The organism is Flavihumibacter cheonanensis (assembly GCF_022352215.1).
Classification (GTDB): Bacteria; Bacteroidota; Bacteroidia; order Chitinophagales; family Chitinophagaceae; genus Flavihumibacter; species Flavihumibacter cheonanensis.
The window spans coordinates 217053-242093 of the sequence record NZ_JAKRWF010000004.1 but is presented as its reverse complement, the minus strand read 5'-3'; the positions used below and the strand labels follow the sequence as shown (position 1 = coordinate 242093).

The window sequence follows — 25041 nt, the reverse complement described above, 5'->3', positions numbered from 1 at the left end:
TCCAGTACACCCAGCAAGGTGAAAGGTGAAAAGTGAAAGGTGAAAATGGCAACTTCCATTCTCCCTCTTCCTTTCCTCCCTCTTCCATTCTTCCTTTCCTCCATACAAAAACGTCCCGCAAAGATGCAGGACGTTTCTTATAATCTTACTTAAAATTTAAGGGGCTTACTCTCCACTTACCTGATCGAGGTCAAATACCAGGCTGAAGCGCAGGGTATTGGAAAGTGGGTTCTGGTTTACTCCAGATCCGGAAGGAACGATATAACTGAAATTCAGTCCGAATACATTGTAACGAATACCGGCACCCAGGGTGAAATATTTACGGTTACCCTTGGTTTTATCTTCATAGAAATATCCGGCTCTGAGTGCAAACTGATCCTGGTACCAGTATTCAGCACCAGTTGAAACAGTGAACTCACGCATTTCTTCACCAAATCCGCCGGGAGCATCACCAAAAGAACTAAACCAGCTGCTTACAACTGATTTGTTACGGTAGTTTACCAGTCCGGCTGAATCACCCACATTCGGCGGAGTAGGCACCAGCAGCTTGTTCACATCCATTCCCACTGTAATCTTATTGTCCTCATCAAACACTTTGGTATAAGCTACTCCTAAGCCGAGGTTGGCTGGAATGAAGTCTTTTTGTGTAGCATCAGATGTATAGCCAATCTTACTTCCAAGGTTGGTCAGGGTTGCACCTGCACTGAAACCATTTCCGGCTTCATTCTGCCCATTGTAATAGAAACTCAGGTCACCGGCAACAGCACTACCTGCTTTATAGGTATTACCATCAATGGTTTGTCCGGCTGCCAGGTTGGAATGGATATATCGTAACGCAATACCCAGACCTACTTTTTCAGATAGTTTACGGGAATAGCCCACATCAAAACCCCACTCTCTCGGACGGCCTTCACTGAAAACATTACCCAGGTTATCGGTGAACTGAATACTTCCGAGGTTGAAATAACGCAGGGTTGCAGACAGCGCCTGGTCATCGTCGAGTTTGTAATATCCACTCATGGATCCCAGGAATACATCATTCAATCCCAGGCGTTTTAACCAGGGCGTATAGGTTAACCCTACCTGGAATTTACTGGTATTAAAGGGAGTTTTCGCCAGATTCCAGAAAGGTGCATTGACATCCGGAGAGGTAGCAATTCCTACTTCACCCATGCCACCTGCTCTGGCATCCGGAGAAATTCTTAAAAAGGGGACAGCAGTAGTTACTACGTTGATTGGTTGTACATCCTGCGCATTCAGTTCACTCATCGCCATACAGCCAATCACAAACGATAAGGCCAGTTTAAGGGACTTTTGTTTCATTGTATTGAATCTTTCAAGTTTAATTCGGGAAACGGCCGGATACGGGCCCATAGAATAAAAAACTTACCCTGTGGAGGCACAGAAAGCCTGGACGTTTCAATAATTAGTTCGGGTAAATTTTTTCTATACGCGGCGAAAATAGTGATTAATAAATAATTCGTTTAAAATCTGATTAACTGACGGGCTCTGATGGCAGTCTGGCCATTTGCTGAACGCAATACCAGTCTGTATACATAGATCCCATTAGGAACCGGAAACCCTTGCTGGTTCCGGCCATCCCAGTCCATGTAGGAACGGTTTCCACTGGCAATTATTGTACCGTTTATTTTTTTGATGAGTTGTCCCTGGAGTGAAAAAAGCTCAATCTGAGCCTGTATTGGCAATTGATTCTGGTTATGTGTAAAAACAAACCGAACCCGGTCCCGGAAAGGGTTTGGCCAGGCTTCCAATGTCTCCACTTCCAAAACTTCTGCTGCTCTTACCCGAAAACTGAGTTCCATTTCGGAACTGTTGTTCAACAGGTCCCAGGCTTTTATACGAAGCCGGTGCCAGCCATCATTCAATGCAGGTAATTGAAACCGCAGGCTGCCCGACTGATAGGTATTCGCATCTGCTTCAAAAAATGCATTCAGAATAAAAGGCTGGTCTTCGGCATCATCCAGCACCACACTGATATCATGCCCGAATCCTCGTCCCAGTACATTGATACCGGAAGGATCAGACAAGCGAACCACCAAAATTGGCCGGTCGCCGGTCAGATCCCCCGAACGAAACAAGCTGTCATTCAGAAAAGCTGTAATAACCGGACCTTCCCGGTCTGCCGGAGCAGGATCAGAACCAGCCAACACCAGGTTGCTGTAGCCGCCCTGGGCATCTGATAGACTATCCGAGGCGTAATACAATATCCTCATATTCCCTTCACTGTAATCAATATCACGCGGGATGAGAAACGCAAATTCAAACCTTCCTGCTGTTACGGAAACCTGGCCCCGGTAAAGCGCCCTGTCCTGCACCCTGAACCTGGCCGGCTGGCTACCCGGATCATTTCCCAGGGTGGATTTTTCATAGGGCTGATCCAACACTATCGGAAAGACCCAGCCATTAAAGTTGTTGAGAGGCTGGCCAAGGGAGTCAGCAATCAATCCACTCACCCGAACTTCCTGCAGGGCTTTCACGGAATCAGCTACATGGTTGGCAGGCTGTCCGTTAATATGGGTAGTTAGCACCTGGTATCGGGGGAATGCCAATGTGAGGGCAGGATCTCCCAACAAGGTAAACTTGAGGTTATTAAACAGATCACCGGAGTTGGCGAAGGTTTTGTTTTTGGCATCCCGGGCCGCTTCTCCCAGGGTACGATACCTACCATCCGGTAATCTCTGGAGTGCGGCCTCCATATAATTGGTATTAAGAATCCGGTTGCTGTAGGCAAAAACAAGGCGGGTGGTGGTCATGAGGGCAATCGCGCCGGCATTGGGTTTGGTTAGCAGGTACTCACCAAGGGAGTTAATAGTAGGGTTGTCAAAAGGGGCAAAATCACAGGTTGCAGTCACAAAGAGGGGTAGTCTACCATTTTGCTGCCATCCATCTACAATGGGCTGCTCCAGGATTACTTCATCCGCCAGGCGGCGGAAGCCACCGTGACCGGTATAATTCCAGATCAGGGTACCTTTTTGCATCTGGTCGCTTATGGCCTGGTTGACCTGGGGATAACGGCTTCCTGCTGCATCACTTTCCTGGGGATAGGCATCCAGGTAAATCTTTTGTTGCTGAAAGCGGTCATTCACTCTGGCAGCTGCCTGCGTAATCGTTTCCATATCCTGGAGATGCAGGTTTCCATCTTCGTCATCTGCAATAAAAGTCAGTTCATTGCGCCAGGCACCTCTGGCGGAGGGATCATGATAGGCAATAAGTTTATCAATGTATTGATTGGCAACCGAAACTGTTGAGACCGGAATTCTTCCAATGGCGATATCCAGCTGATTTGTCTGCAAGCCGCCATTGATGTTTTCTCCATCATCCAGGAAACCGAAATAATCATCCGACACATAGGTACTCAGCGGGTCCAGCGAGAAGCTGCTCTGAAAGGAGGGAATCCCGCCCGAAACTGGTGCCACCCTGTTTTTAGGGTCAAAGGATGCATCTCCGAAAAGCAGTAAAAACCTTGGGCCATTTCCTGAGCTGCCACCCGAACGGTCGTAGTGCATTTTTACAAAATCCCGGATGGCAGTTGGATCCGGCACCCCTGCGGAAAACTCATGATAAATGGATTCCACCTGAACTACCAGGCAATTCAGCCCATCGTGTTGCCGGTGCCAGTCGGCCAGTCGTTCTGCCGGTTGTTCCAGGCCCCTGGCGGTGATGATAAGCATATCCGCAGAACCAGAACCATGCAGATCCTGGTTGTTGACAGGACCCACCCGGCTCACAGTTGGCAAGGTGGCAGCCGGATCAAACACCAGGTATTCTTCCGGATATTCATGCAGGTCGGTGAAGCTCAGCCTGTTGCCTGAAAGTTGAGGGTTCATTTGTACCGGTTCCAGGCTATTCGAAAGTTTCCAGACCCTTAAAGCCGTATTCGCATTGTTTATTTCATAGCGGGCCACTCTACCTGGCCCTCTTCCCTCCCAGGTTCTGAAAGGAAGTGGTTGTCCTGCCCAGTCGAGCCTGCAATCCGCCAGCAACTGGAAACGATTCAGCCAGCCAATAGCGGATGCGTTGGAAGATGTAAAGCGCAGTGTCAGATTAATAGTTGCCGACGACGTGAATTCCGCCTCCAGCCTGCTTTCTCGCGCAAACAGATCAAAACTGGAAGCGCTCACCGGGGCAATGGTATGGGTACTGAAAATAGTACCATTGGCCAGCCATTCAAAGCCAACCACGGAACCAACTGACCGCGCAGCCACTGTGGAAGAAAACTTTAAGGTGCTACCGGCAAGAGGCTGAGGCAGCGCAACCGGCAATTGCAGGGGCTGGTTAGACTCTGCCAGGAAACGTTCCCCGTACCATTCCTGGCCACTGGAAAGCAGGTTGAACAGGTCTTTTTCATACCAGTAGCGGTATTGAAACGCGGAAATTGTATGTGTTGCTGGGGTTGGGACTGGTGAAGCAAGCTCAACCCTTTTACCGGCGCCTCCTCTTGTCAAATAATAATATGCAGTATCAGAATAGATATTTACCTGGTGCGTGAACACCTGGTGAAGGGTATCTGTTAACCAATAGTGTGGGCCGGCACTATAAAAAAGGAGAAAATCGTTGGTTTGTAGCTGTCCATCACCTCCGTCTTCGACCTGAATGGCCAGTTCAGTAAGGTCATCAGAATAGGGTCCACCGGGGGCTTCTGAGAGGGGAAAACTGGGTCTGCCATAGAGTCGCAACTGGCTTGAGGGCATAGGTAAAGAGAAACCCATTGCCTGTAAATCCGTACCGCTGATCTTATGAACACCAGCCTGTGTGGTGGCTATCTGGAACCATTGTCCGGACGCCAGCACAGAGTGCGGAGAGTAGCTTCGCTGTGCATGCATCAACAAAGGCAAACTAAACAGGTGAATAAGGATAAGCACGCGGAGGTAAAACAGCATGGTTGATCAAAAATAATATAAAGCCTTGCGGATTTAAGATTTTGGCAAGAGTATTGATTGCTTTATCTGATTATATTCGCATTTGGTCGAAGAAAATAACACAATAATAGATAAACTGTTCCGTTATAACTGTCTAAAACCAGCTTAAATGGCTATCAATATGAACTGGAAAAACCTCACAATCCTTGTATCCTGCGCCGCAATGGTGGCTTCCTGTAAAAACGGGAAGTTATTCGGCAAAAAACCCGAAAAATCGGACGTAACCGGTTGGAATTATAATGACAAAAACCAGGGAGGCTACCAGGTCTCCAAAGAGAAAGAGCAGAGAACCGGTCCCGGTCTCATCTTTGTTCAGGGTGGTACCTTTACCATGGGTGCAACTGAAGAAGATGTAATGGGCGACTGGAACAATGCCCCCCGCCGTGTAACGGTGAATTCCTTCTATATTGATCGCACTGAGGTTGCCAACGTTCACTATCGCGAATACTTATACTGGATCAATACTGTATTCGATGGAGATGAACATGCTCCAATCCGCAATGGTGCACTTCCTGATACGCTGGTTTGGCGCAGTGAGCTGGCTTACAATGAGCCGATGGTTGAATATTATTTCCGCCATCCTTCTTACAATTATTATCCTGTGGTTGGTGTAACCTGGAAGCAGGCTAATGATTTCTGTCTCTGGAGAACTGACCGCGTGAACGAGCTGGAGTTGATTAAAAGAGGTTTTATCAACGACAAATCACTGAAGAACATTTCCGGTATTGCTGAAGAAAACTTCAATACCAAATCATACCTGACTGGTGAATTCCAGGCTACTCCTGGTAAAGCTGCCAAGTCTAAAAAGAATACACTTAAAAACCCGAATGGTACACCCCGTACACAGGTTACTTTCGAAGATGGTATCCTTTTGCCAAATTACCGCCTCCCAACAGAAGCGGAGTGGGAATATGCAGCACTGGGTTATGTAAACCAGAATCCACAACCCTCCAAAAAAGAAGGTAAGCGTGGTGAAGAACTGGTTGCCAATAAGCAGGTTTATTCCTGGAACAACAACGTAAATGGTTTGCGTGATACCCGTAAAGGAAGCTGGCAGGGTACATTCATGGCCAACTTCAAGCGTGGATCAGGTGATAACATGGGTGTTGCAGGCGGATTGAATGACCGTGCTGTATACACTGCTCCGGTTGAGTCTTTCTATCCAAATGGATTTGGTGTCTATAACATGAGTGGTAACGTGAACGAGTGGACTGCTGATGTGTATCGTCCGCTTTCACTGACCGACTTTGATGATGTTGCTCCTTATCGTGGTAACAAATTCTCAACTGTTGATATCGATGCAAGCGAGAACAAACCAACCCGCGATAGCCTGGGTCGTATCAAATATCGTATGATGACAGATGAGGAAAGCAAAGATCGTCGTAACTACCAGCGTGCTGATGTGATCAACTACCTTGATGGTGATTCTCTGATCCAGGGTGTAAACTATGGATATGGTATCACTACCCTGATTGGCGACAAGAGCCGCGTAATCAAAGGTGGCAGTTGGAATGATCGTGCTTATTGGCTGAGCCCCGGTACACGTCGTTTCCTGGAAGAAGATCAGGCTAGTTCTACTGTAGGATTCCGTTGTGCAATGGACCGCGTAGGTAGCCCTGAAGGTAACGGTCGCAAAACCGGTATCAACTATGGTAAAAGAAAACAGAATTCCCGTAAGAGATAATTTTTCAAACCTTCGTTATAAAGAGTCGCTGTATGGCGGCTCTTTTTTATTTTCGTATATGACCATTCCAGAAATCTATCAACTCTTTTTACAATACCCTTCCATTCAAACCGATACCCGGAAATTAAAGGAAGGAGATATCTTCTTTGCACTGAAAGGCGAAAACTTTAATGGAAATGCGTTCGCAAAAAAAGCCCTGGAAGCAGGTGCTACCTATGCTATTATTGATGAACCGGCTTACAAGGAAAATGATCATATGATTGTGGTGGACAATGTGTTGAGCTGCCTTCAGCAATTGGCCCTGCATCACCGGAGGCAATTCAGGATTCCCGTGCTGGCCATCACCGGCAGCAACGGGAAAACAACCACCAAGGAACTGATTCACGAGGTATTGGCCACCACCTACCGGACCTATACAACCGTTGGCAATTTGAATAACCATATAGGCATTCCGTTAACCCTGCTTCGAATTAAACCCGATGCAGAAATGGCAGTAGTGGAAATGGGTGCCAATCATCAGAAAGAAATTGCAGGTTATTGTACCTATACAGAGCCAACACACGGACTAATAACCAACCTGGGTAAAGCCCACCTGGAAGGATTTGGAGGTGTGGAGGGAGTACGTAAAGGAAAGGGTGAGTTATTTGATTACTTGCGTGCCCATGAAGCAACAGCCTTTGTGATGTGGGATGATGAACACCTGCGCCGGATGTCCCAGGGCATTGAAACCGTTATCCGGTATGGTACGAAAGAGGGAGATGTAGTAGGTTCTGCTGTTCCGGATCCGGAAGGGCAGCGGGAGTTTTTGCAGGTACAGGTGAGCAGAGGTTCTGCTATCGGTCTTATATCCACGCAATTGGTAGGAGATTACAATACACCCAATGTATTGGCAGCAGTGGCAGTAGGAAAATGTTTCGGTATTCCGGATGAGGCCATCAAAAAAGCCATCGAATCATACCAGCCGGAGAACAGCCGCAGCCAGTTAATCAAGCGTGATGGCCTGCATATCATCCTGGATGCTTATAATGCCAACCCTACCAGTATGCGGGCTGCGATTGAAAACTTTAAACAATTAAAGGTTGATAATAAATACCTTTTTCTCGGTGCTATGGCAGAATTAGGTGAGGAAAGTATTGCGGAACACCAGGGGATAATTGATCTGATTGGTACCGGCAACTGGAAGGCAGTGGTGCTGGTAGGAGGAGATTTTGGAAAGATTACACATCCCTATATCCAGCTTCAGAACAGTAGTGAAGCGCATGAATGGCTGAAACAGCAGGAACTCAAAGAGGCTTACCTGTTGATCAAAGGCTCCCGCAGTATGCAGATGGAAAAAGTATTGTAGCCAACAGGGTGATAAGAATCACTTTTTCTTGCGGCTGCATCCGGTACCTTTGCAAAAAACAGGAAGGATATGGCGAAAGAATCAAATCACCCTGGCTATTTGTCAACTGTATTATCGAACCGTTGTCCCAGATGTAGGGAGGGAAAGATATTTGAATCCTCCAACCCTTATGCGTTTGGAAAGATTCTGAAGATGAATGACAAATGCCCGGTATGTCAGCAGCCCACAGAAATTGAAGTAGGATTCTATTACGGAACAGCTTATGTAAGTTATGCGCTTACCGTTGCGTTTTCTGTTGCAACCTTTATTGCCTGGTGGGTATTGATAGGATTTTCACTTGAAGACGGGGACTACAGAGTTTTGTATTGGGGAATTACCAATGCGGTATTGTTAATTGCTTTACAACCTGTATTCATGCGCCTCTCCCGCTCTATGTGGTTGAGTTGGTTTGTGAAATACGATCCAAACTGGAAAGAAAAAGAAATAGATCAAACTACGCTGGAAAGAATTGTTCCGGAACATATGGGCGACTGGTAAGTCGCCTTTCTTTATCCTGGATTGGTAGAAAAAATACTGGCTTCTTTCAGCAATAATCTTGGATGAAGTTTCAACTGTGCAATCACGAGTTCTGCAAAATCTTCCGGATGCATCACTCTTTCCGGATCTCCTTTGATCAGGTTGGCACTTTGCGCAAGGTCTGTTACAATGGTGCTAGGTGCCAGAGCAGTTACCCTGATATTGAGTTTTCTGACTTCCTGCATCAGGCTTTCGGATAAACCGAAAACACCAAATTTGGAAGCACTGTAAGCGCTGGTAACCGGACTGCCGGCCTTGCCTGCGGTGGAGGAAATATTGATGATATCACCTGCTTTTGCTTCAATCATATCCGGTAATACCGCGCGGGTAACATAATACACCCCGAAGAGATTTACTTTCACCTGCTGCTCCCAGGTTTCGGGATCCAGATCCAGGAAACCACCAAATGTACCGGTACCTGCATTGTTGATGAGAATATCAAATTTTCCCAGCTTGCTTTTCAGATTAGCCACTGCATTTTCAACTGCAAGTCGGTTGCTGACATCTGCTGTAGCATATGCGGCCTTACCACCTCTTGCCTCAATAGCATGTGCAAGTTCTTTCACATCTTTTTCCGTCCTGGCCAGCAAACCCAGGTGAACACCTTCTGCTGCCAGCGCCAATGCGATGGCCTTACCAATTCCTTTACCAGCCCCTGTAACCAGGGCGGTCTTATTTGTTAATGACTGCATAATAGTTACTTTAAGTAACCAAAGCTACTTAACTTTGCAGGAAGCAATTGTTAAATCGAAAAAAAATAGAAGCAGTTTGTCCGGTTAAGGACATCATGGCCCGTTATGGCGACAAATGGACCATGCACAGTATTCTGTTGCTTGGCAAGCATGGCACTTTGCGATTCTCAGAGCTTAAATCTTCCATCGAAGGTATTTCGCAGCGCATGTTGACGGTCACATTGAGGACTTTGCAGGAAGATGGGTTGGTAAAACGAACTGTTTATGCAGAACGACCGCCTCGCGTAGAATATGCATTGACTCCCCTGGGAGAAAGTTTGCTCGAACAATTGGTTCTGTTATCAGAATGGGCACATGCGCACCTGGAAGAAATCCAGAAAGCCCGTAAACAATTTGCCCGTAAGGAGCAACAAAAAACAAAAAATTGAGGTATGGAAATAGGAATCTGTTCATTTGCGGATCTCGGAACGCATCCAATAACCGGGGAGTCGGTTTCAGCACAGCAGCGATTGAAGAATTTACTGGAAGAAATTGAACTGGCTGATCAGTTAGGGCTGGATGTATTTGCGGTAGGAGAACATCATCGCCCGGATTATGCAGTCTCCACTCCTACCACTATACTGGCAGCTGCGGCGGTAAAGACCAAACGAATCAAATTGTCATCCGGAGTTACGGTATTAAGCTCTGAGGATCCTGTGCGGGTATATCAGCAATTTGCTACTGTTGATCTGTTATCAGATGGACGGGCTGAGATCCTGGCGGGACGCGGATCATTCATTGAATCCTTTCCCTTGTTTGGCTACAACCTGAAAGATTACGATGCACTTTATGCAGAGAAACTGGAAATGCTGGTGCGTATCAATGAAGAAGAGAAAATACGGTGGGAAGGCAAACTAACCCAGACCATACCTAACAGGGGCGTATACCCGAGGGCTGCACAGGAGCGCTTACCCATATGGGTAGCAGTTGGCGGCACACCGGAATCAGTGGTTCGGGCAGCAGAGTATGGATTACCGATGACATTGGCTATCATTGGCGGACAGCCGGCACAGTTCAAACCCTATGCACAATTATACCGCGACCGGTATGTACAGGCAGGACATGATCCGGCCAAACTGCAACTGGCGGTAAACTCACATACATATATAGCCGAAAATTCACAACAGGCGCTGGACGAATTCTTTCCACCCTATGCAGATGTGATGACGCGTATCGGAAAAGAAAGAGGCTGGCCCGGTTTGTCCAGGGCCCAGTATGATGCATCTGCAGGAAAACAGGGTGCCTTACTGATAGGGAGTCCGCAGCAGGTAATTGATAAGATACTGTATGAGCACGAATTATTTGGGCATACCCGGTACCTGGCGCAGCTGTCTATTGGAGCGCTCCCACATAAGCTGGCTATGAAATCCATTGAACTGCTGGGTACCAAAGTGGCGCCAATAGTAAAAAAAGCACTGCAATCGGTACCAAATCCGCAATAAAATCATCGGCTTGCGTAATTGGATGGTATTTCCTAACTTTTCAGAACGGATTGCCAACCAAAACTGCTTGTCATGTTATTCGATCGTGAAACCGGATCCTGCAAAAAAATTCTCAATTTCAAACAATTGGGGTTTGAAGATTTACAGATCCTGGGAAAGTATAATTACAATAAAGCGGAAGAAAAACTTCCCAATCATGTGCACAATGGCATGATAGAAATCTGTTATTACGACAAGGGCAGCCAGTATTTTGAAGTTAACGGGAAACAGTTCCTGGTAAAAGGCGGGGATGTGTTTATTCATTATCCGGGTGAAGTACATGGTTCAGGTGGTCATCCGGAAGAAAAGGGATGCCTGTACTGGATCCTGATCAAACTGGATAAATCCATTCCCAATAACCTGGTGAAATTATGCAACCTGATCATTGATCGGAAGCGGCGCCATTTCCGTGGCAGTAAAGACATCAAACGGGTATTGGAAGATATTTATACGATTGCTGCCAATCCGGAAGAGGCAGATATCAAAAGAATCCGGATTCATCTGGAGATACAGCAATTATTGCTCTGTCTCCTGGATAGGATCGATTGCCAGGCGAAAGAGGCTGAGAATGAGCGATTGAATAAGGTTCTCCAGTTTATTGATTCCAAACTCACCGAAAATCCTTCTGTATCTGAACTGGCCCGTGAAATGAACTTATCTGAGTCAAGATTTAAAAATTTATTTAAGGAGCTAACCGGTTTTACACCGGCGGATTATATGCAGCGAAAAAAGATTGAGTTAGCACAACGAAAAATAACTGCGGATCCGGGATTGAATTTAACCGAGCTCGCTTATGAACTGAACTTTTCCTCCCCACAATATTTCTGTACTGTATTCAAAAAATATACAGGAGAATCACCAGGGGCAATACGTGTGAAAAACTCTTTACTGGAGCAGTTGTATTAATTTTTTTTCAGCAAGCTGTCACCAATTACCTGGTCTGCACGGTAAAAGTGAAAAGTTTTATCATCACTCATAGCAACAAAGAGCCCAAATGGAAAATCCGGAAGCAGCGGAATGGAGATAATTTCACTGCCATCACTTTCGCGGGCTGCCACATATTGTTTTCTTAGCAATGGATGAGTATGAGGGTTTTCGGTTGTCCCCTCTCTGGGATAAATATGAAAACTATGATCCTGCTGATCGGATACCAGGATAAATCCTGTACTGTCAGTAAGGGTATAGATGGATATACCTTCATTATCTTCTTTAAAGCTACCAGTACCAAATAGAGCGAGTTCCTGGTTTCCATTTTCAGGATCAGCATAATATTTCCGAATACCCACACCTTCATCAGAGTAATAGATATATCCTAACTGATCGTCAACAGCAATGGACTCAATTTCATGAAGGCCGCTGTAAGCACCAAATTTTCTAACTAAGTTAACCTGCACCAGGCTGTCTCTTGTTCCCTTCAATTCATATTGCCAGAGATAGGTGCTATCAGTCGGACCATTTTTTCTCCCAACTATAGCATATATAGCACCCGCTTTATTTTTATACAGGGCAATTCCCATAAGGTCGCGGTATTCCGTACCAGTTTCTCCCAAAAAAACTTCAATACCACCATTATCCATTGGTTTCATATCCGGTAATCGGAAAATGCGCAATTTATGTGTCAGACGTTCTGTAGCAACAGCAATGTCAACCAGCGTATCACCAATTGCCAGGCCATATTCAATATCTACATTATTAGGTCGCTTTAATCCTTTTACGGATCGGCTGCTGTCTAATTTACCCTTTAGGTCAAAAACAAAAAGACCACCATTTAAATCCTTATCGGTACCAATAACCAGTGATTTGGAGGGATCCTGCGGATGAATCCAGATAGCTGGATCATCTGTATCATGTTCAAGTGTATCGGTAATAAAACTGGGACTCAGTTCCATTTTAGTAACAGCTACCGGAGTAGATGAACTGTTATTGATACAACCAGCAAAAAAACAGGCAAGGATTACTATATAACTTATTTGAGCTTTCATTAAATTAGTTTAACGGGTTAATCGAAGAATGGCTGAAACCGTTTCATCCTCCAGTTCATTTTCCAGTTCCAATTGAAGCTGGTTTCCTTCAATCCAAAAATTGCCTTTTACTGTATATTCCAGTAAAGATCCGTCTTCCTGCTCCAGTTCCCCGATAGCTTCTATTTCGCCTTCTGCCAGAAGACGAGTCAACTCTTCAATTTCCAGTTCCAGTTCGATTTCTATATTAACTTCTTCCTGCTCGCCACATTCATCAATCAGTTCAGTTTCTTTTAATTCAACCACTACTTTTATTTCTTCGAGTTCAAATTCAATTTCTATTTTCTCTATATCGGCTGCATCAAGGTTGGCGATATCTTCATTGACCAGGCCGAATAAATTTTTAAAAGCAGCAAACTGTTCAGGATTCTCAGGATCGAGGTCCCAGGCACCATCAACTCCCTCATCGTCCAGCACTTCATAGGTAAATACCATTCCGGTATTTACGACTACATTTTCCGATGCAGCATCAACTGACAGCAGGTTGAATTCAATGGAGCGCTCTTCTTCATTTAGTTCCGCATCATCCAGGTAGGTTTCGTCCACCTCAAATACCAATTCAATTTCTTCTACCTCTTCTGGAAATACAACAGATCCAATTCCAGTAACGGGATCAAATTGAAAATCCAGGTCAATACCTTCATCCTCTGAACTGGTGCAATCATCAATTTCATATAAAGCTTTGCCTCCTTTTATGTAAGAATCGACAGCTGCAATACCATTTACATCACTGATGGTGAAGTTGACCCGAACATCTTCTGTAAGAGGAACAATAGTTCCCCCTGGTTCCTCGCCGGAAGGGTCTACTCTGTCAATTAGTGTTAAGGCAATACTGAATTCATCTGTGTTTTCCAATTCGCCTCCCACTTCATCAGAAAATTTGATCACTTGCGGAAAGTCGCCAGGTTTCAATGGCATCACCAGGTCGGTATTTTTTTTATCACACCCTGCTATGAATAACAGCAGGAGGCTGCCAAGAAGTAGCATACTATTTTTCATTCCAAAATTTTTTGATTATTTAGATAGTCCCAGGTCAAATTTTACGCCGAATCGCATCCACCAGCGATAGAACTCACGCTGAGCCATAACCGCTTTTGATCCATAATATGATTCAAAGGGCTGATTGGTTAGATTAAGAGCCTCGGCAAAGAACCTGAATCGATTGTTGATCGCATAACTGGCATTGAAATCCAATTGCATACGGCTTTTGATATACAGGTCTTCGCTTGCATTACCACCTACTTCTGTCAGGTATTCGCCATTGAAATTGGCTGCCAGGCGCACCACCAGTTTTTTATTTTCATAGGCCAGTGCCAGGTTACCAACATGAGTTGCCTGCCCGGGTAGCCGAAACTTCTCAGTTGCATCCGGTTTGGTTTCATCCGCTTCGCGGCTTTGAATGGTAGCTCTTGAATGGGTATAGGTGTAATTGGTGTAGAGATTGAGTTTACTGAAGAATCCGGGTAAGAAATCCAGTTTCCGCTGGAAAGCAAATTCAAGTCCTACCAGGTTAGCGGTATTTCCATTCTGTGCCTGGATGATATCAATTCTTGGGACAATGGGTGTTCCGGTTAATGGGTAGGTTCCGTTGAAAATAACCCGGCGATAGATAAAATCATCCAGCTTTTTATAAAATATACCTGCTGAGGCAATGCCCACATTTCCGAAATAATGTTCGAGCATCAGGTCCAGGTTCAGCGCGCTGGTTGGTTTTAAAGCAGGATTTCCGAGGTTGGCAACCCGGTCTTCCCGATTAATTTCCTGGGCCGGAATGATTTCTCCAAAATTAGGCCGGGCATAGGAACTGGCGATGGATGCACGCAAGTTCGTATACCTGGATAGCTCATATTTTGCCTGAATCTGTGGCAAAAGAAAACTGTAGGAACTGGTACCTGAAACCGGACGAATGGCTTCCAGATCACCTTGTGCATCAATGATCACATCTTTGGAATCATATTGTACATCGGTATGTTCAAAACGCAGCCCTACGGTAAAGGTTAACTTGCTGAACTGGTGTCTGCTCATAATAAATCCTGCATACACATTTTCAGTAGCATCAAAGGACTCGAGTGCTTCGTCTATGGATTTGGATTCTACATCCAATTCAAACAAGCCTGGATTGGCATTAAAAAAACGATTGAATAAACCCATTTGAATCGGGCGACCCATATCAAACCGACCTTTCAGAAACTCGGATTTAATAGGATCCTCATCAAAGGCGTCTGCAGTTGGAAGTTCAGCATCAGTTCCATAGATATCGCTGGTAATGGTATAGGATTTTTGCTTGAACCTGGCTTTGGCTCCAAATTTTAAAATACCATTGGAGCTACCTGTTTTGTAAGGAATCCCAATTTCAAATTTCCCTGTTATATTCTGGTCTTTTGCATAACTGCCTCCATATGAAACTTCGTCAAATTCATAATTGCTACTGTTGGTAAAGCCATCGGCTGACAGTATCGGGAATTTTCCATTTGCTGCTGAAAAGGAAGAGGGTAATCCAGCAATAAAAGCTGCTTCATGATCGTAGGGTGTATTTTGAATTCCACGTGAATACTGTCCTTCATAATTGAGATAAAATCCGGTAAACTTATGCTTACCACCAATATTGATTGCCGTAATACTCTGAGATTCGAAACGATCCTTGGTCAGTTTTTCGATCTCATCATCTTCAGGAATAAATACATAGCGCCGACGCCATTCGCGATCAGTAAACCGGCTGTAAATTCCCCGCACATATACTTCGTGCCGGTTGTTGAACCGGTAATCAACAGTACCACTTAATCCTGCCCTTGTACGGGTCAATTCATAATCCCGGAGTTCGAGTTCATTATCGTTGGGTGCCTGTTCCCAGTTGTCTGATCCTAGCTGATTAAGGTAATAATTACTATTTATTAAAAGTCCCAGTTTTTCTTTTTTTCCGAAACGCTGATCAAACTGCAACTGTCCCTGCCAGTTGGGTTTTTGCATTAGTGTATTGTATCCACCAGCCAATGAACCACTGATATGGGGTGTTTTGGATTGTGCCATACGGGTGATCAGGTTAACAGAACCTCCTACCGCATCACCGTCCATATCCGGACTCAGGGTTTTGCTCACTTCAATAGAGGCAAGCTGATCACTTGGTATCGCATCAAGGGCAACAAATCGCACATCGGCTTCCGGACTCGGAATCTGTTCGCCATTGATATTAATGTTGGTAAACTGTGGGGCGAGGCCACGTACCAGGACATATCTGCCTTCCCCTTGGTCTCTTTCAATATTGACACCGGGTACCCGTTGCAAAGCTTCTGCGGCATTGGGATCCGGGAAACGCCCGATCTGATCGGAAGAAATTATATTCTTTATATTATCGGCGTTTTTCTGCTGATTCAAGGCTTTCGCCTGTCCCTGCAGATAACCGGAGATCACTACACTGTTCAGTTCGGGAGTGCTGCTGGTAAGGTGAATCTGCAGAGTGCGAATACTGCCGGGTTCCAGGTTCAATTGCAGCAATGTGTCGCGGTACCCGAGATATGAAATTTCGAGCTGGATTTGTCCGGGTAAGGAATACAGCGTGAACGCACCATTCAGGTCTGCAATCGTTCCATTGTTTGCTCCCCGGATCTGGATCGAAGCTCCACCGAGTTTTGATTTGTTCTGCGCGTCGTCCACTACCCCTTTCAGGAGTACATATTCATTGGAAGGCTGTGCCCAGATCAGACTGGTCAGAAAGAGTAAAAAACTAAGTATTCCCGCTTTTTTCATACGCGTTTATTTCAGGCCCAAATCTTGCACATGCGGTTGGTGTTCCAATTTTTAGCGCGTGAACAATTCAGCAACCGACCGTTAACAGGCGTTATCAGGATAGCAACAAAGCCATTAATGCTGATGATATAAGATTGAAAATCAAAGCATTTCAAAATTGAAAAACCGGCATTAAGGAATCATTACCAGAATATTACCGTAACATCAACTGTAATCAGGGAAGGCTTTGGATAAAGGCACTAAGTGATTCTTCGGGGGTTAGTTGCAATTTCTTTTTGACTCTATACCGAACAACCCGGAGGCTATCGGTAGTAATGCCCAGCAATTTGGCGGTATCTGCGGATGAGATATTCATCTTCACCAGGGCAAGCAATCGCATTTCATTTTGCGTAAGACTAGGGAATTGCTGTTGTAAGCCGGATAGCAGGGTGGGGTGTACTTTGTCAAAAATCAGGCGAAAATCTTCCCAGTAGTTGTCCTGGGAAAAACTAATGGTAATTTTTTGAAGAAGCTGTCGTAATGCTTTTTTCTGATCTCTTTTATCATCTTTGAGCAGCTCCTGCAAACCCGACCGCACCTCTTCCAGTACTTCATTTTTTTGCATCAGGTGAAGAATATGGGAGGACAGCTCCTGGCTTTTGATATCCAATTGTTGCTTAAGCGAAGTTTCTTCCAATTGCTGCCTTTTTAATTCGGATTCCATTAATCCTTTTTCTGTCTGAAAGAGCTGCTGATTCCGTTCATTTAGCAGTTGTTCGTTTCGAATCTTCATTTTCTGGCGGTTATATGCCAGGAAAGCCACTACAGCAATCAACACCACTACAGCCAGGGAAGCAGTGAGTAAAAGCAGATTGAGCCGTCGATCCGCCTGCAGGCGTTCAATCTGGGCATTTTTCTTATCTGTTTCATGAATCGTTTGCAATAAACCAAGTTGGTTTGCATTTTCACGGGTGTAAATGGTTTGGATCAGTTGCCGGCTTTTTTCCAGGTAGGCATAGGCGCTATCATATTGGTTCAGTGCTGCGAAATTCTGGGCAATATCGCGATAGGCACTTTGCAGCTGATATTTTTCTTCGGTTTGCAACGCCAGTTCAGCAGCCTGGCGGGCAAAGAGCATACCACGGGAAGGATTGCCGTTTTTGCTAAAAACATCACCCAGGTTATTAATTACTTCAATCTGTTCCAGAATTTTTCCACTTGATCGGTATGCTTCCAGGGAACGGTTAAAATACAGGTAGGCAGAATCAAACTGTTGTTTGTCTTCGAAAATTGATCCGAGGTGTTCATAAATTTTTGCAAGAATAGCCGTATCACCAGATCGCTGTGCTTCTTTTAATGCAAGCCGTTGAAAATAATAGGCAGAATCATACTTCAGCTCTTTTTCATAAAGGTGACCCACCTGGCCGTAGGTTTCTGCGAGTCCGGCTGTATTTCCTGATTTAGTATAGAGTTCCAGCGCTTCCTTGAATTGTTTCCAGGCAAGATCAGGTTGTTGATTGTAATAGTAAAGCGTACCTAGTCTATTGAGATTGGATGCCAGTGGATCAGTACTGGAGAGTTCCCTGTAAATTTTGTCAGCATTTAGTAAATATTGTAGTGCGCCCGAATAATTACCCAGGTGATAGTATAATTGTCCCATTTCCTGCAAGCAATTGGCTTCACCTAAAGCGTCTTCCAATCTTCTGAATTGTTCCAGTTTGGTCCTTATTTTAGTAAAACTGGTATCTACTACAGGCTGGCCATAAATAATGGTACTCCATGAAAGGAAAAACAAGGTTAAATTGAAGAGGAAAATAAAATTTCGATTCATGGTTATTCAGTCAGCCTACCTGCAAAACTCACCGGCATTCATGAAAAAAATCCAGTAATCGGAATTGGAAACAATAAATTAATATTGGTGGCAGTGCGTTACATCTGAATCTCTACATCACCACCAACCGGATATGCCTGGCAGCATAAGAAACGACCTGCTTGCACTTCTTCTTCCATCAACACTTCATTGTAGGCCATCCACACCTTCCCTTTGGTGCAGGTAGCAACACAACTACCGCATCTTCCGGATTCGCAGCTGTAAGGCAGAGGAATACCGGCAGCTTTGGCTGCCATCAGTATGGTAACAGGATATTGAACTTTTAAGTTCTGCTGGTGATCCTTGTAATTAAAACGTACCATATGTGAATCGGTATCAGGAGGAACCGGTTTTTGCATACGTGGCAGTGTACTGAATTGCTCCTTATGAATCTGCTGGATTTTTATGTCTTCACTTAACAGGGTAAGTTGAACCATCTGCATATAGTCCCATGGACCACAAACATAAAATTGAAGCAGGGATTTCTCAGATTTACGGTATTGCTCAAGCAGTTGGGGAAGCAACCATTTACCAAGGCGACTATTGTAAACATCAAAGAGATTACTAAAAAGGAAACGAATATCGAACCGGAATTTGAATCGTTCTCTCAATTCAAGCAGTTCATTATAAAAAATAGTAGAATCCTGATCGCGATTACTATAGATCAGTACGATTCGACAGGAGGAAGTATACAACAAGGTTTTGATGAGAGAATAGCAGGGCGTAATCCCGCTGCCTGCAGCAATGAAAAAAAATTGTTGTCCCGGATTGATATGTTTTGGTAGTGTGAACAAGCCGCTTACTGCACTAGCCTGCAACAGATCTCCTGACCGCGACAGTTCTACCAGCTTTCTAGAAAATTCTCCATTGGTGATTTTTTTGATCGTAACGGTTGGTGGATCACCGGCTGCTGGTGAAGAAGAAAATGAATAACTTCTTCTCTTTTCGCCAAATGGCGTTGAAAAAATAAGCGTGATAAATTGTCCGGGTTCGTAAACTATGGGAGTTCCATCCGCAGTTGCAATCGAAAGACTCACTGCATCCCTTGTTTCCTGAATTCTTTTCTGTATGATGAGTTCCATGAAATCACTACCTGTTATGGGTATACAAGAATACAAAAATAAACAGGGTAAAGTTTAATAACAGTGATGTATAAACGCTCTTCCGGTTAGTATTTCATTTGTAAAACACCTCATTTTTTGCGTGGCTGAGAAATCGTACTAATATCCCCGAAAAGAGACTAAACCCCGGTAAAACACCTGCACAGGGGCCCAAAACAGGGTTCTATCCCAGGGAAAGGGAGCGGCAAATTGTCAATAAAATGGTCCCTTCCCTAGGGAAAATGACCAGTTTTCGGTGTTTTCCCCGGGGAAAAGGCTCAAAAAAGGGGCGTTTTCCCCAAAATAGAGGGTAACTTATTAACACCCGAAGGAGAACTGGTAACAATCTGCTATTAATGCCTAAATTGTTCCGGTAAACAAAAATCTTATAAAATAGACCGTCATGGCCAAAGCAACCAAAAAAGCCGCCGCAAAAAAGGCCGCACCAAAGAAAGCTGCCGCTAAAAAAGCTGCTCCTAAAAAAGCTGCTGCGAAGAAAGCTGCTCCTGCAAAGAAAGCTGCAAAGAAAGCTGCTCCTGCTAAAAAAGCTGCTCCAAAGAAAGCTGCTAAAAAAGCTGCTCCCAAAAAAGCCGCTAAAAAGCGTACTCCGAATGCAGCCTTTATGGCACCTTTAACTCCGAGTGCAGCACTGGCTGATGTAATTGGCGCCAAGCCAGCTTCCCGCCCGGACATCACCAAGAAGATTTGGGATTACATCAAAAAGAACAAACTTCAGGACAGCACCAACAAACGCATGATTAATGCGGATGCTAAACTGAAAACGCTATTCGGCGGCAAAAATCAGATCTCTATGTTTGATCTGGCAAAAATCGTGAGTGCTAACGTGAAATAATTTTCACTAACACTTGTTAAACCATAACCAGCTAATGCCGGTTATGGTTTTTTTTATTTTATCTGAAAAGCAGGATTATCAGAAGGTTTCCGAAGCTTTTCCAATTGAGTTTCCATTTCTTTTACCAAATCCTGATGGGTAGATGATACATCATGGTTTTCACCCGGGTCTGTTTCCAGATTGTATAGTTCAGTCCGAACCGGATGTACTCCCTGATAATACCGGATAGCTTTCCAGTTTCCCTTTCGTACAGCCTGCTTATACCCCTGTTCATAGAACTCCCAATAAAAGGGCCTGTTTTGCATTTTTTTCAGGAGTGATTTTTTAGTTCTGTTCAACAAAACCGGAGCAATAGAAATTCCATCTGTTTCCGGCGCGCGCATTCCAGTCAATGAACAGAAAGTGGAAACGATATCCCAATTAGCAGCCGGCAGATCGGAACTGGAACCTGCTTCAATTTTACCCGGCCATTGAACAATAAAGGGCACCCTGATACCTCCTTCATACAAATCTCTTTTTATGCCCTTAAATGGACCACTACTTTTAAAATAGTCCATGGCATCAGCTCGTTTTCTTCCACCTTCCTGGTGGGTGCCATTATCGCTAGTAAATATGATGATGGTATTCTCCTCTAGTGCAAGTTTTCTGATTTCATTCATTACATTTCCAACATAGGTATCCATTTGAGTAATCATGGCTGCATAAGCGGCTTTTGGAAATCGCTGCGGACCATAATGTTGTCCGGGTGCGTGTGCTGTCTCAGGTGCAAAAAGACTCTCCCCGTTAGCATTCAGATAGGGTTGTATGAATTGATCCGGCACCACCAGTTCAGCATGTGGAAGGGTAAAGGAGAGATACAGAAAAAAAGGTCGATCCTTTTCATTCCGGATAAAATTCAATGCTTCATTCGTGAACCATTCATTGGCATATTGGCCGCCGGGAATACGAATTTTATGCAATTGATTTCCCTGGATTTGCCAGGCAGAATCCGGGTGCTGGTAGTGACCTTCCACATGATGTACATGGCCGGAAAAATAATCCCATCCGCGTATTTCAGGGGAGCCACTGGTAGCAGAAAGTCCTAATCCCCATTTGCCCATCATTGCATTGACGTATCCTTTTTCTTTCAGATACTCCGGAAGTATTTTTTCTTCTTTCGGAAGCGGGAACTCACCATTACCCCTAACCGAAACATGACCGGTATGCAAACCTGTCATAAGTGCTGCTCTGGATGGAGCACAAACAGTACTGCCTGCATAGAAACTTGTGAATTTTCTTCCTCTCGCCGCCAATTGGTCGATATTAGGCGTTTTGATTTTTGTTTGTCCATAGCAACCCAGGTCGCCATATCCAAGATCATCGGCCAGGATATAAATGATATTGGGCGGCCGATTTTTTTGCTGGGCAATTGCTGCAGAAGAAATCAAATAAAGTATCATCCATAAATATTTTTCGAATGTGCATCTACGTGATATTTTTTTCATACCGAACTATTTCTATTTTATTGATTTTTTTATTTTCATTTTTAGCTTGTAATGCTTATCCAGACTGATTTTTAAGTATCTTCAATTAAATTAAACAATATGCGAAAATTAAATTTTTCATTACTTTTCGGTTGCGCCATATTGGTATCATTTAACCCGAAAAAAGAGCTTTCTGACGCTCCTCCAGATCCGGTAAAACCAAACATTGTACTTATCTTCATGGATGACATGGGTTATGGAGACCCTGTTTGTTATGGAGGTGGTCCATACCAAACGCCGAATATCGACAAGTTGGCCCACAACGGCATTCGCTTCACAAATTTTTATGCAGCGCAGGCAGTTTGCACTGCTTCCCGCAGTGCATTGCTTACGGGATGTTATCCTACCCGTATCGGCATATCCGGTGCAATTGATCACAATGCAAAATTCGGGTTAAACACCAGTGAAGAAACCATTCCGGAACTGTTGAAAAAATCGGGTTACAAAACAGGCATGGTAGGAAAATGGCATCTTGGTCACAAGGAACCCTACCTGCCCCTTCAGCATGGATTTGATGAATACTTTGGTATTCCCTACTCCAATGATATGTGGCCTGTCTATTACGATGGTACACCGTGGACAGACACCACCAGTTATCGTTTTACCTATCCTATCTTACCCTTGCTGGAAGGAAATAAACCCAGTTCTTATATCCGAACTCTTGAAGACCAGGCAATGTTGACCCGGAAGTTTACCGAAAGAGCAACACAATTTATTCAGGCAAACCGGAAGTCGCCATTTTTTCTCTACCTCGCTCATCCAATGGTCCATGTTCCGCTGGCAGCTAGTGAGGCATTTAGGGGAAAAAGTAAAGCTGGCCTATTTGGTGATGTAATGGAAGAAGTGGACTGGTCGGTAGGTGCTATCATAAAAACACTCGAGGAAAATAAGTTGCTGAACAATACGCTGGTCATCTTCACGAGCGACAATGGCCCCTGGCTTACTTTCGGCAATCACGCTGGTAATACCACCGGATTACGGGAGGGAAAAGGTACCGCCTGGGAAGGTGGTGTAAAAGTTCCCTGTATCATGAGTTGGAAAGGTCGTTTACAGGAGGGTCTGGTTAACAACCAGCTTTCTACCACCATGGATATACTGCCAACGCTTGTTCAGCTTTGCAACGCTCCTTCTCCTGCACAAAAAATTGATGGCATCAATCTTACGGATATGCTGATGGGCAATTCGAAGGAAAGCGGCCGAAAAGAGTTTGTATATTACTATGATAAAAACAACCTGAAAGCCATCCGCAATGAGCGTTTTAAATTGGTATTCCCGGCAACATCTCAAACCTATGGTCCGCCTGCCAAAATGAACAAAGATGGATTCCCAGGCAAGCATGGAACAGACACCGTAAAACTTGCGCTCTATGATTTGTGGACTGATCCGGGAGAAGACCGTGATGTGCAGGATATGTATCCCGAAATGGTTACTACTTTAAATCAAAGAGCTGACTACTATCGCCGAACATTGGGTGATGGCTTAACCCAATCAACCGGTACTGAAGTGCGTCCTGCCGGAGTGATGAAATAGCCTTAATACGATCAAAAAAATAAAATGAAGCTGGTACCCGATTGGGTACCAGCTTTTTTTATAACTGATTGCTTTACCAGCCAGGATTTTGCCCCAATGCAGGATTGAGTTCGGTTTCTTTTTGGGGTATTGGCCATACATAATGTTTGGCCGGATCAAATACCCGGATTACACTTGGAACTTCAATAGTAACCGGGCTCCCATTTTCGAAATAGGTAATTCCATATACCGGGCCCCGCATTACCTGCTCACCAATTTTCCAGCGCCTTATATCGAATAATCTCCAACCTTCAAAAGCAAGTTCAATAGTACGTTCCCGACGAACGACCTGCCTTAATTCCTCCTGCGTTAAACCAGGTTCTAATGCGGGAAGTCCAACATCTGGTCTTGTTCTGATAGCATTAATTGCATCATAAACAGAGGCATCCAGTTGGTTCAATTCAATTTTTGCTTCTGCATATGTCAATAGCACTTCCGCATATCGAAGCAGGATAAAATTAAGTCCGCTTGCACCAGGCGTTTGAAGATCTTCTGCAACTACATATTTTTTCAATGAATATCCAGTACTTGTATTGTATTGTGTCTTACCTACTTCATCTGCTCCACCCTGTCCGGGAACCGGTTTGAATAAAATTCCACTAGGCAAAGGATCACCATCGAGGTACATAGTGTAACGCATTCTGGGATCACGGTTTAGGAAAGGTTGCATCGGATCAAAGCCGGAAGTTGGATCGTTGATATCCTTACCATTTTTCATGGTGTATAAATCAGCAAGTGCTTTTGTTGGCACAAAATTGCTGGAACTGTTACGCTGGCTGTAGGGGCCCATGTAGGCAAATGAATTATGAGTCAGTGTGCCTGCCAGGAATTGTTTATCCAGAACAACCTCCTTACTATTCTCCATAGCATACGTAAACAATTTGCCATACTCATCTATCAGACCATATACATTCAAATCCATCACAGCTTTGGCAGCTTCGGCCGCCTGGCTGTAATTACCCGACCATAAATCAGCTCTTGCTTTTAAAGCAAGCGCTGCACCCTTAGTAATACGTCCTTTATCTGCTGTTGGATAGGTGGATGGCAGTGAAGCCGTTGCAGCTGTTAATTCTGCAGATATAAATTCGTATATCTCGACCTGTGAAGTACGTGTAATTGACAAACCTTCAGTTGCTGTTATTGGAGTAGTAATCAAAGGAACATCGCCGTATAAACCCGTAAGTTTGAGGTAGTAGTAGGCACGCAACACCCTAGTTTCCGCTTTTAGCCGGTCAAGCAATGCAATATTAGCAGTTGTTACTTTATCAATATTTGCCAATACATCGTTCGCCAGAAATATACCTCTGTAACCATTTTGCCACTCTGTCTGAATGCGGGAGTGGGAGGCGTCATAGGTGCCGTTCTCAATATTGAACTCAACTGTAAATGTTGTATTGGTATGTCCAATATCAGATACACCATCAAGTACAAAAAGATTCACAGCATCAAGGGCAGAATACACTGAATTTACGCCGTAAATAGCATCTGATTCGGTTCGCCAGTAAATGGTTGAAGACACCCGATCGTTTGGAATTGTTTCAAGAATATCCTTCTTGCAAGAACTTATTATTCCTGAAAATAGAAAAAGGGATAGCAGTATAAAATTTTTAGCTTGTCTCATAAAT

18 protein-coding genes are annotated in these 25041 nt (G+C 44.4%); 8 read left to right on the top strand and 10 right to left on the bottom strand.

Annotation, left to right across the window (positions count from 1 at the left end):
* Positions 1-165 precede the first annotated feature (165 nt).
* The gene (gene porV, locus MD536_RS17405; protein ID WP_239602461.1) at positions 166-1323 is read right to left on the bottom strand and encodes a type IX secretion system outer membrane channel protein PorV; all 1158 of its coding nucleotides are present in this window, start codon (positions 1321-1323) and stop codon (positions 166-168) included.
* 161 nt (positions 1324-1484) lie between these two features.
* Positions 1485-4901, bottom strand: a complete 3417-nt coding sequence (gene porU / locus MD536_RS17400; RefSeq protein ID WP_239602459.1) for a type IX secretion system sortase PorU — start codon at positions 4899-4901, stop codon at positions 1485-1487.
* Between the two features lie 148 nt (positions 4902-5049).
* Here porU and MD536_RS17395 point away from each other — a divergent pair, with 148 nt between their 5' ends.
* The 3 genes from MD536_RS17395 (at position 5050) to MD536_RS17385 (ending at position 8506) form a co-directional block, all read left to right on the top strand.
* The gene (locus tag MD536_RS17395; protein ID WP_239602457.1) at positions 5050-6624 is read left to right on the top strand and encodes an SUMF1/EgtB/PvdO family nonheme iron enzyme; all 1575 of its coding nucleotides are present in this window, start codon (positions 5050-5052) and stop codon (positions 6622-6624) included.
* Positions 6590-7969: a UDP-N-acetylmuramoyl-tripeptide--D-alanyl-D-alanine ligase gene (locus tag MD536_RS17390; RefSeq protein ID WP_239602450.1), complete on the top strand. Its 1380-nt coding sequence runs from the start codon at positions 6590-6592 to the stop codon at positions 7967-7969. Before MD536_RS17395 ends, MD536_RS17390 begins: the two co-directional genes overlap by 35 nt.
* A 69-nt stretch (positions 7970-8038) precedes the next feature.
* Positions 8039-8506 carry a DUF983 domain-containing protein gene (locus MD536_RS17385; RefSeq protein WP_239602448.1) on the top strand — a complete coding sequence of 156 codons (468 nt, stop codon included), beginning with the start codon at positions 8039-8041 and terminating at the stop codon, positions 8504-8506.
* Positions 8507-8517: 11 nt separating this feature from the next.
* On the opposite strand, the gene MD536_RS17380 is transcribed toward MD536_RS17385, so the two are convergent.
* Positions 8518-9237, bottom strand: a complete 720-nt coding sequence (locus MD536_RS17380) for a 3-ketoacyl-ACP reductase (protein ID WP_239602445.1) — start codon at positions 9235-9237, stop codon at positions 8518-8520.
* Positions 9238-9284: 47 nt separating this feature from the next.
* Here MD536_RS17380 and MD536_RS17375 point away from each other — a divergent pair, with 47 nt between their 5' ends.
* The 3 genes from MD536_RS17375 (at position 9285) to MD536_RS17365 (ending at position 11663) form a co-directional block, all read left to right on the top strand.
* Positions 9285-9665: a winged helix-turn-helix transcriptional regulator gene (locus tag MD536_RS17375; RefSeq protein ID WP_239602444.1), complete on the top strand. Its 381-nt coding sequence runs from the start codon at positions 9285-9287 to the stop codon at positions 9663-9665.
* A 3-nt stretch (positions 9666-9668) separates the two neighbouring features.
* Positions 9669-10718, top strand: a complete 1050-nt coding sequence (locus tag MD536_RS17370) for an LLM class flavin-dependent oxidoreductase (RefSeq protein ID WP_239602442.1) — start codon at positions 9669-9671, stop codon at positions 10716-10718.
* A gap of 72 nt (positions 10719-10790) precedes the next feature.
* A complete protein-coding gene (locus MD536_RS17365) occupies positions 10791-11663 on the top strand; it encodes a helix-turn-helix domain-containing protein (RefSeq protein ID WP_239602440.1) in 873 nt (290 codons plus the stop codon).
* Here MD536_RS17365 and MD536_RS17360 read toward each other — a convergent pair.
* From MD536_RS17360 to MD536_RS17340, 5 genes are all read right to left on the bottom strand, one after another.
* Complete coding sequence (locus MD536_RS17360; protein WP_239602438.1) at positions 11660-12739, bottom strand: phytase; 1080 nt, start codon at positions 12737-12739, stop codon at positions 11660-11662. The genes MD536_RS17365 and MD536_RS17360 overlap by 4 nt on opposite strands.
* Positions 12740-12748: 9 nt before the next feature.
* Positions 12749-13777: a hypothetical protein gene (locus MD536_RS17355; RefSeq protein WP_239602437.1), complete on the bottom strand. Its 1029-nt coding sequence runs from the start codon at positions 13775-13777 to the stop codon at positions 12749-12751.
* Between the two features lie 15 nt (positions 13778-13792).
* Complete coding sequence (locus MD536_RS17350; protein ID WP_239602435.1) at positions 13793-16522, bottom strand: TonB-dependent receptor; 2730 nt, start codon at positions 16520-16522, stop codon at positions 13793-13795.
* Between the two features lie 214 nt (positions 16523-16736).
* The gene (locus MD536_RS17345) at positions 16737-18332 is read right to left on the bottom strand and encodes a tetratricopeptide repeat protein (protein ID WP_239602433.1); all 1596 of its coding nucleotides are present in this window, start codon (positions 18330-18332) and stop codon (positions 16737-16739) included.
* Positions 18333-18430: 98 nt separating this feature from the next.
* Positions 18431-19453 (bottom strand): flavin reductase family protein, encoded by a 1023-nt coding sequence (locus tag MD536_RS17340; protein ID WP_239602431.1) that lies wholly within the window; start codon positions 19451-19453, stop codon positions 18431-18433.
* Between the two features lie 421 nt (positions 19454-19874).
* Here MD536_RS17340 and MD536_RS17335 point away from each other — a divergent pair, with 421 nt between their 5' ends.
* The gene (locus MD536_RS17335; protein WP_234867971.1) at positions 19875-20324 is read left to right on the top strand and encodes an SWIB/MDM2 domain-containing protein; all 450 of its coding nucleotides are present in this window, start codon (positions 19875-19877) and stop codon (positions 20322-20324) included.
* 53 nt (positions 20325-20377) lie between these two features.
* Here MD536_RS17335 and MD536_RS17330 read toward each other — a convergent pair whose 3' ends face one another.
* Positions 20378-21763, bottom strand: a complete 1386-nt coding sequence (locus tag MD536_RS17330; RefSeq protein WP_239602430.1) for an arylsulfatase — start codon at positions 21761-21763, stop codon at positions 20378-20380.
* A 144-nt stretch (positions 21764-21907) separates the two neighbouring features.
* On the opposite strand from MD536_RS17330, the gene MD536_RS17325 reads away from it, so the two are divergent.
* The gene (locus MD536_RS17325) at positions 21908-23377 is read left to right on the top strand and encodes a sulfatase family protein (protein WP_239602428.1); all 1470 of its coding nucleotides are present in this window, start codon (positions 21908-21910) and stop codon (positions 23375-23377) included.
* Between the two features lie 73 nt (positions 23378-23450).
* Here the strand turns inward: MD536_RS17325 and MD536_RS17320 are convergent, their stop codons facing one another.
* Positions 23451-25037 (bottom strand): RagB/SusD family nutrient uptake outer membrane protein, encoded by a 1587-nt coding sequence (locus tag MD536_RS17320; protein ID WP_239602425.1) that lies wholly within the window; start codon positions 25035-25037, stop codon positions 23451-23453.
* Positions 25038-25041 lie beyond the last annotated feature (4 nt).

Coding starts and splice junctions, on each gene's coding strand:
- MD536_RS17390 (WP_239602450.1), top strand. CDS start 6,590: ATGGTAAAAGAAAACAGAATTCCCGTAAGAGATAATTTTTCAAACCTT.
- MD536_RS17335 (WP_234867971.1), top strand. CDS start 19,875: ATGGCCAAAGCAACCAAAAAAGCCGCCGCAAAAAAGGCCGCACCAAAG.
- MD536_RS17360 (WP_239602438.1), bottom strand. CDS start 12,739: ATGAAAGCTCAAATAAGTTATATAGTAATCCTTGCCTGTTTTTTTGCT.
- MD536_RS17350 (WP_239602435.1), bottom strand. CDS start 16,522: ATGAAAAAAGCGGGAATACTTAGTTTTTTACTCTTTCTGACCAGTCTG.
- MD536_RS17355 (WP_239602437.1), bottom strand. CDS start 13,777: ATGAAAAATAGTATGCTACTTCTTGGCAGCCTCCTGCTGTTATTCATA.
- porU (WP_239602459.1), bottom strand. CDS start 4,901: ATGCTGTTTTACCTCCGCGTGCTTATCCTTATTCACCTGTTTAGTTTG.
- MD536_RS17365 (WP_239602440.1), top strand. CDS start 10,791: ATGTTATTCGATCGTGAAACCGGATCCTGCAAAAAAATTCTCAATTTC.
- MD536_RS17395 (WP_239602457.1), top strand. CDS start 5,050: ATGGCTATCAATATGAACTGGAAAAACCTCACAATCCTTGTATCCTGC.
- MD536_RS17325 (WP_239602428.1), top strand. CDS start 21,908: ATGCGAAAATTAAATTTTTCATTACTTTTCGGTTGCGCCATATTGGTA.
- MD536_RS17385 (WP_239602448.1), top strand. CDS start 8,039: ATGGCGAAAGAATCAAATCACCCTGGCTATTTGTCAACTGTATTATCG.
- MD536_RS17345 (WP_239602433.1), bottom strand. CDS start 18,332: ATGAATCGAAATTTTATTTTCCTCTTCAATTTAACCTTGTTTTTCCTT.
- MD536_RS17380 (WP_239602445.1), bottom strand. CDS start 9,237: ATGCAGTCATTAACAAATAAGACCGCCCTGGTTACAGGGGCTGGTAAA.
- MD536_RS17340 (WP_239602431.1), bottom strand. CDS start 19,453: ATGGAACTCATCATACAGAAAAGAATTCAGGAAACAAGGGATGCAGTG.
- porV (WP_239602461.1), bottom strand. CDS start 1,323: ATGAAACAAAAGTCCCTTAAACTGGCCTTATCGTTTGTGATTGGCTGT.
- MD536_RS17330 (WP_239602430.1), bottom strand. CDS start 21,763: ATGATACTTTATTTGATTTCTTCTGCAGCAATTGCCCAGCAAAAAAAT.
- MD536_RS17320 (WP_239602425.1), bottom strand. CDS start 25,037: ATGAGACAAGCTAAAAATTTTATACTGCTATCCCTTTTTCTATTTTCA.
- MD536_RS17370 (WP_239602442.1), top strand. CDS start 9,669: ATGGAAATAGGAATCTGTTCATTTGCGGATCTCGGAACGCATCCAATA.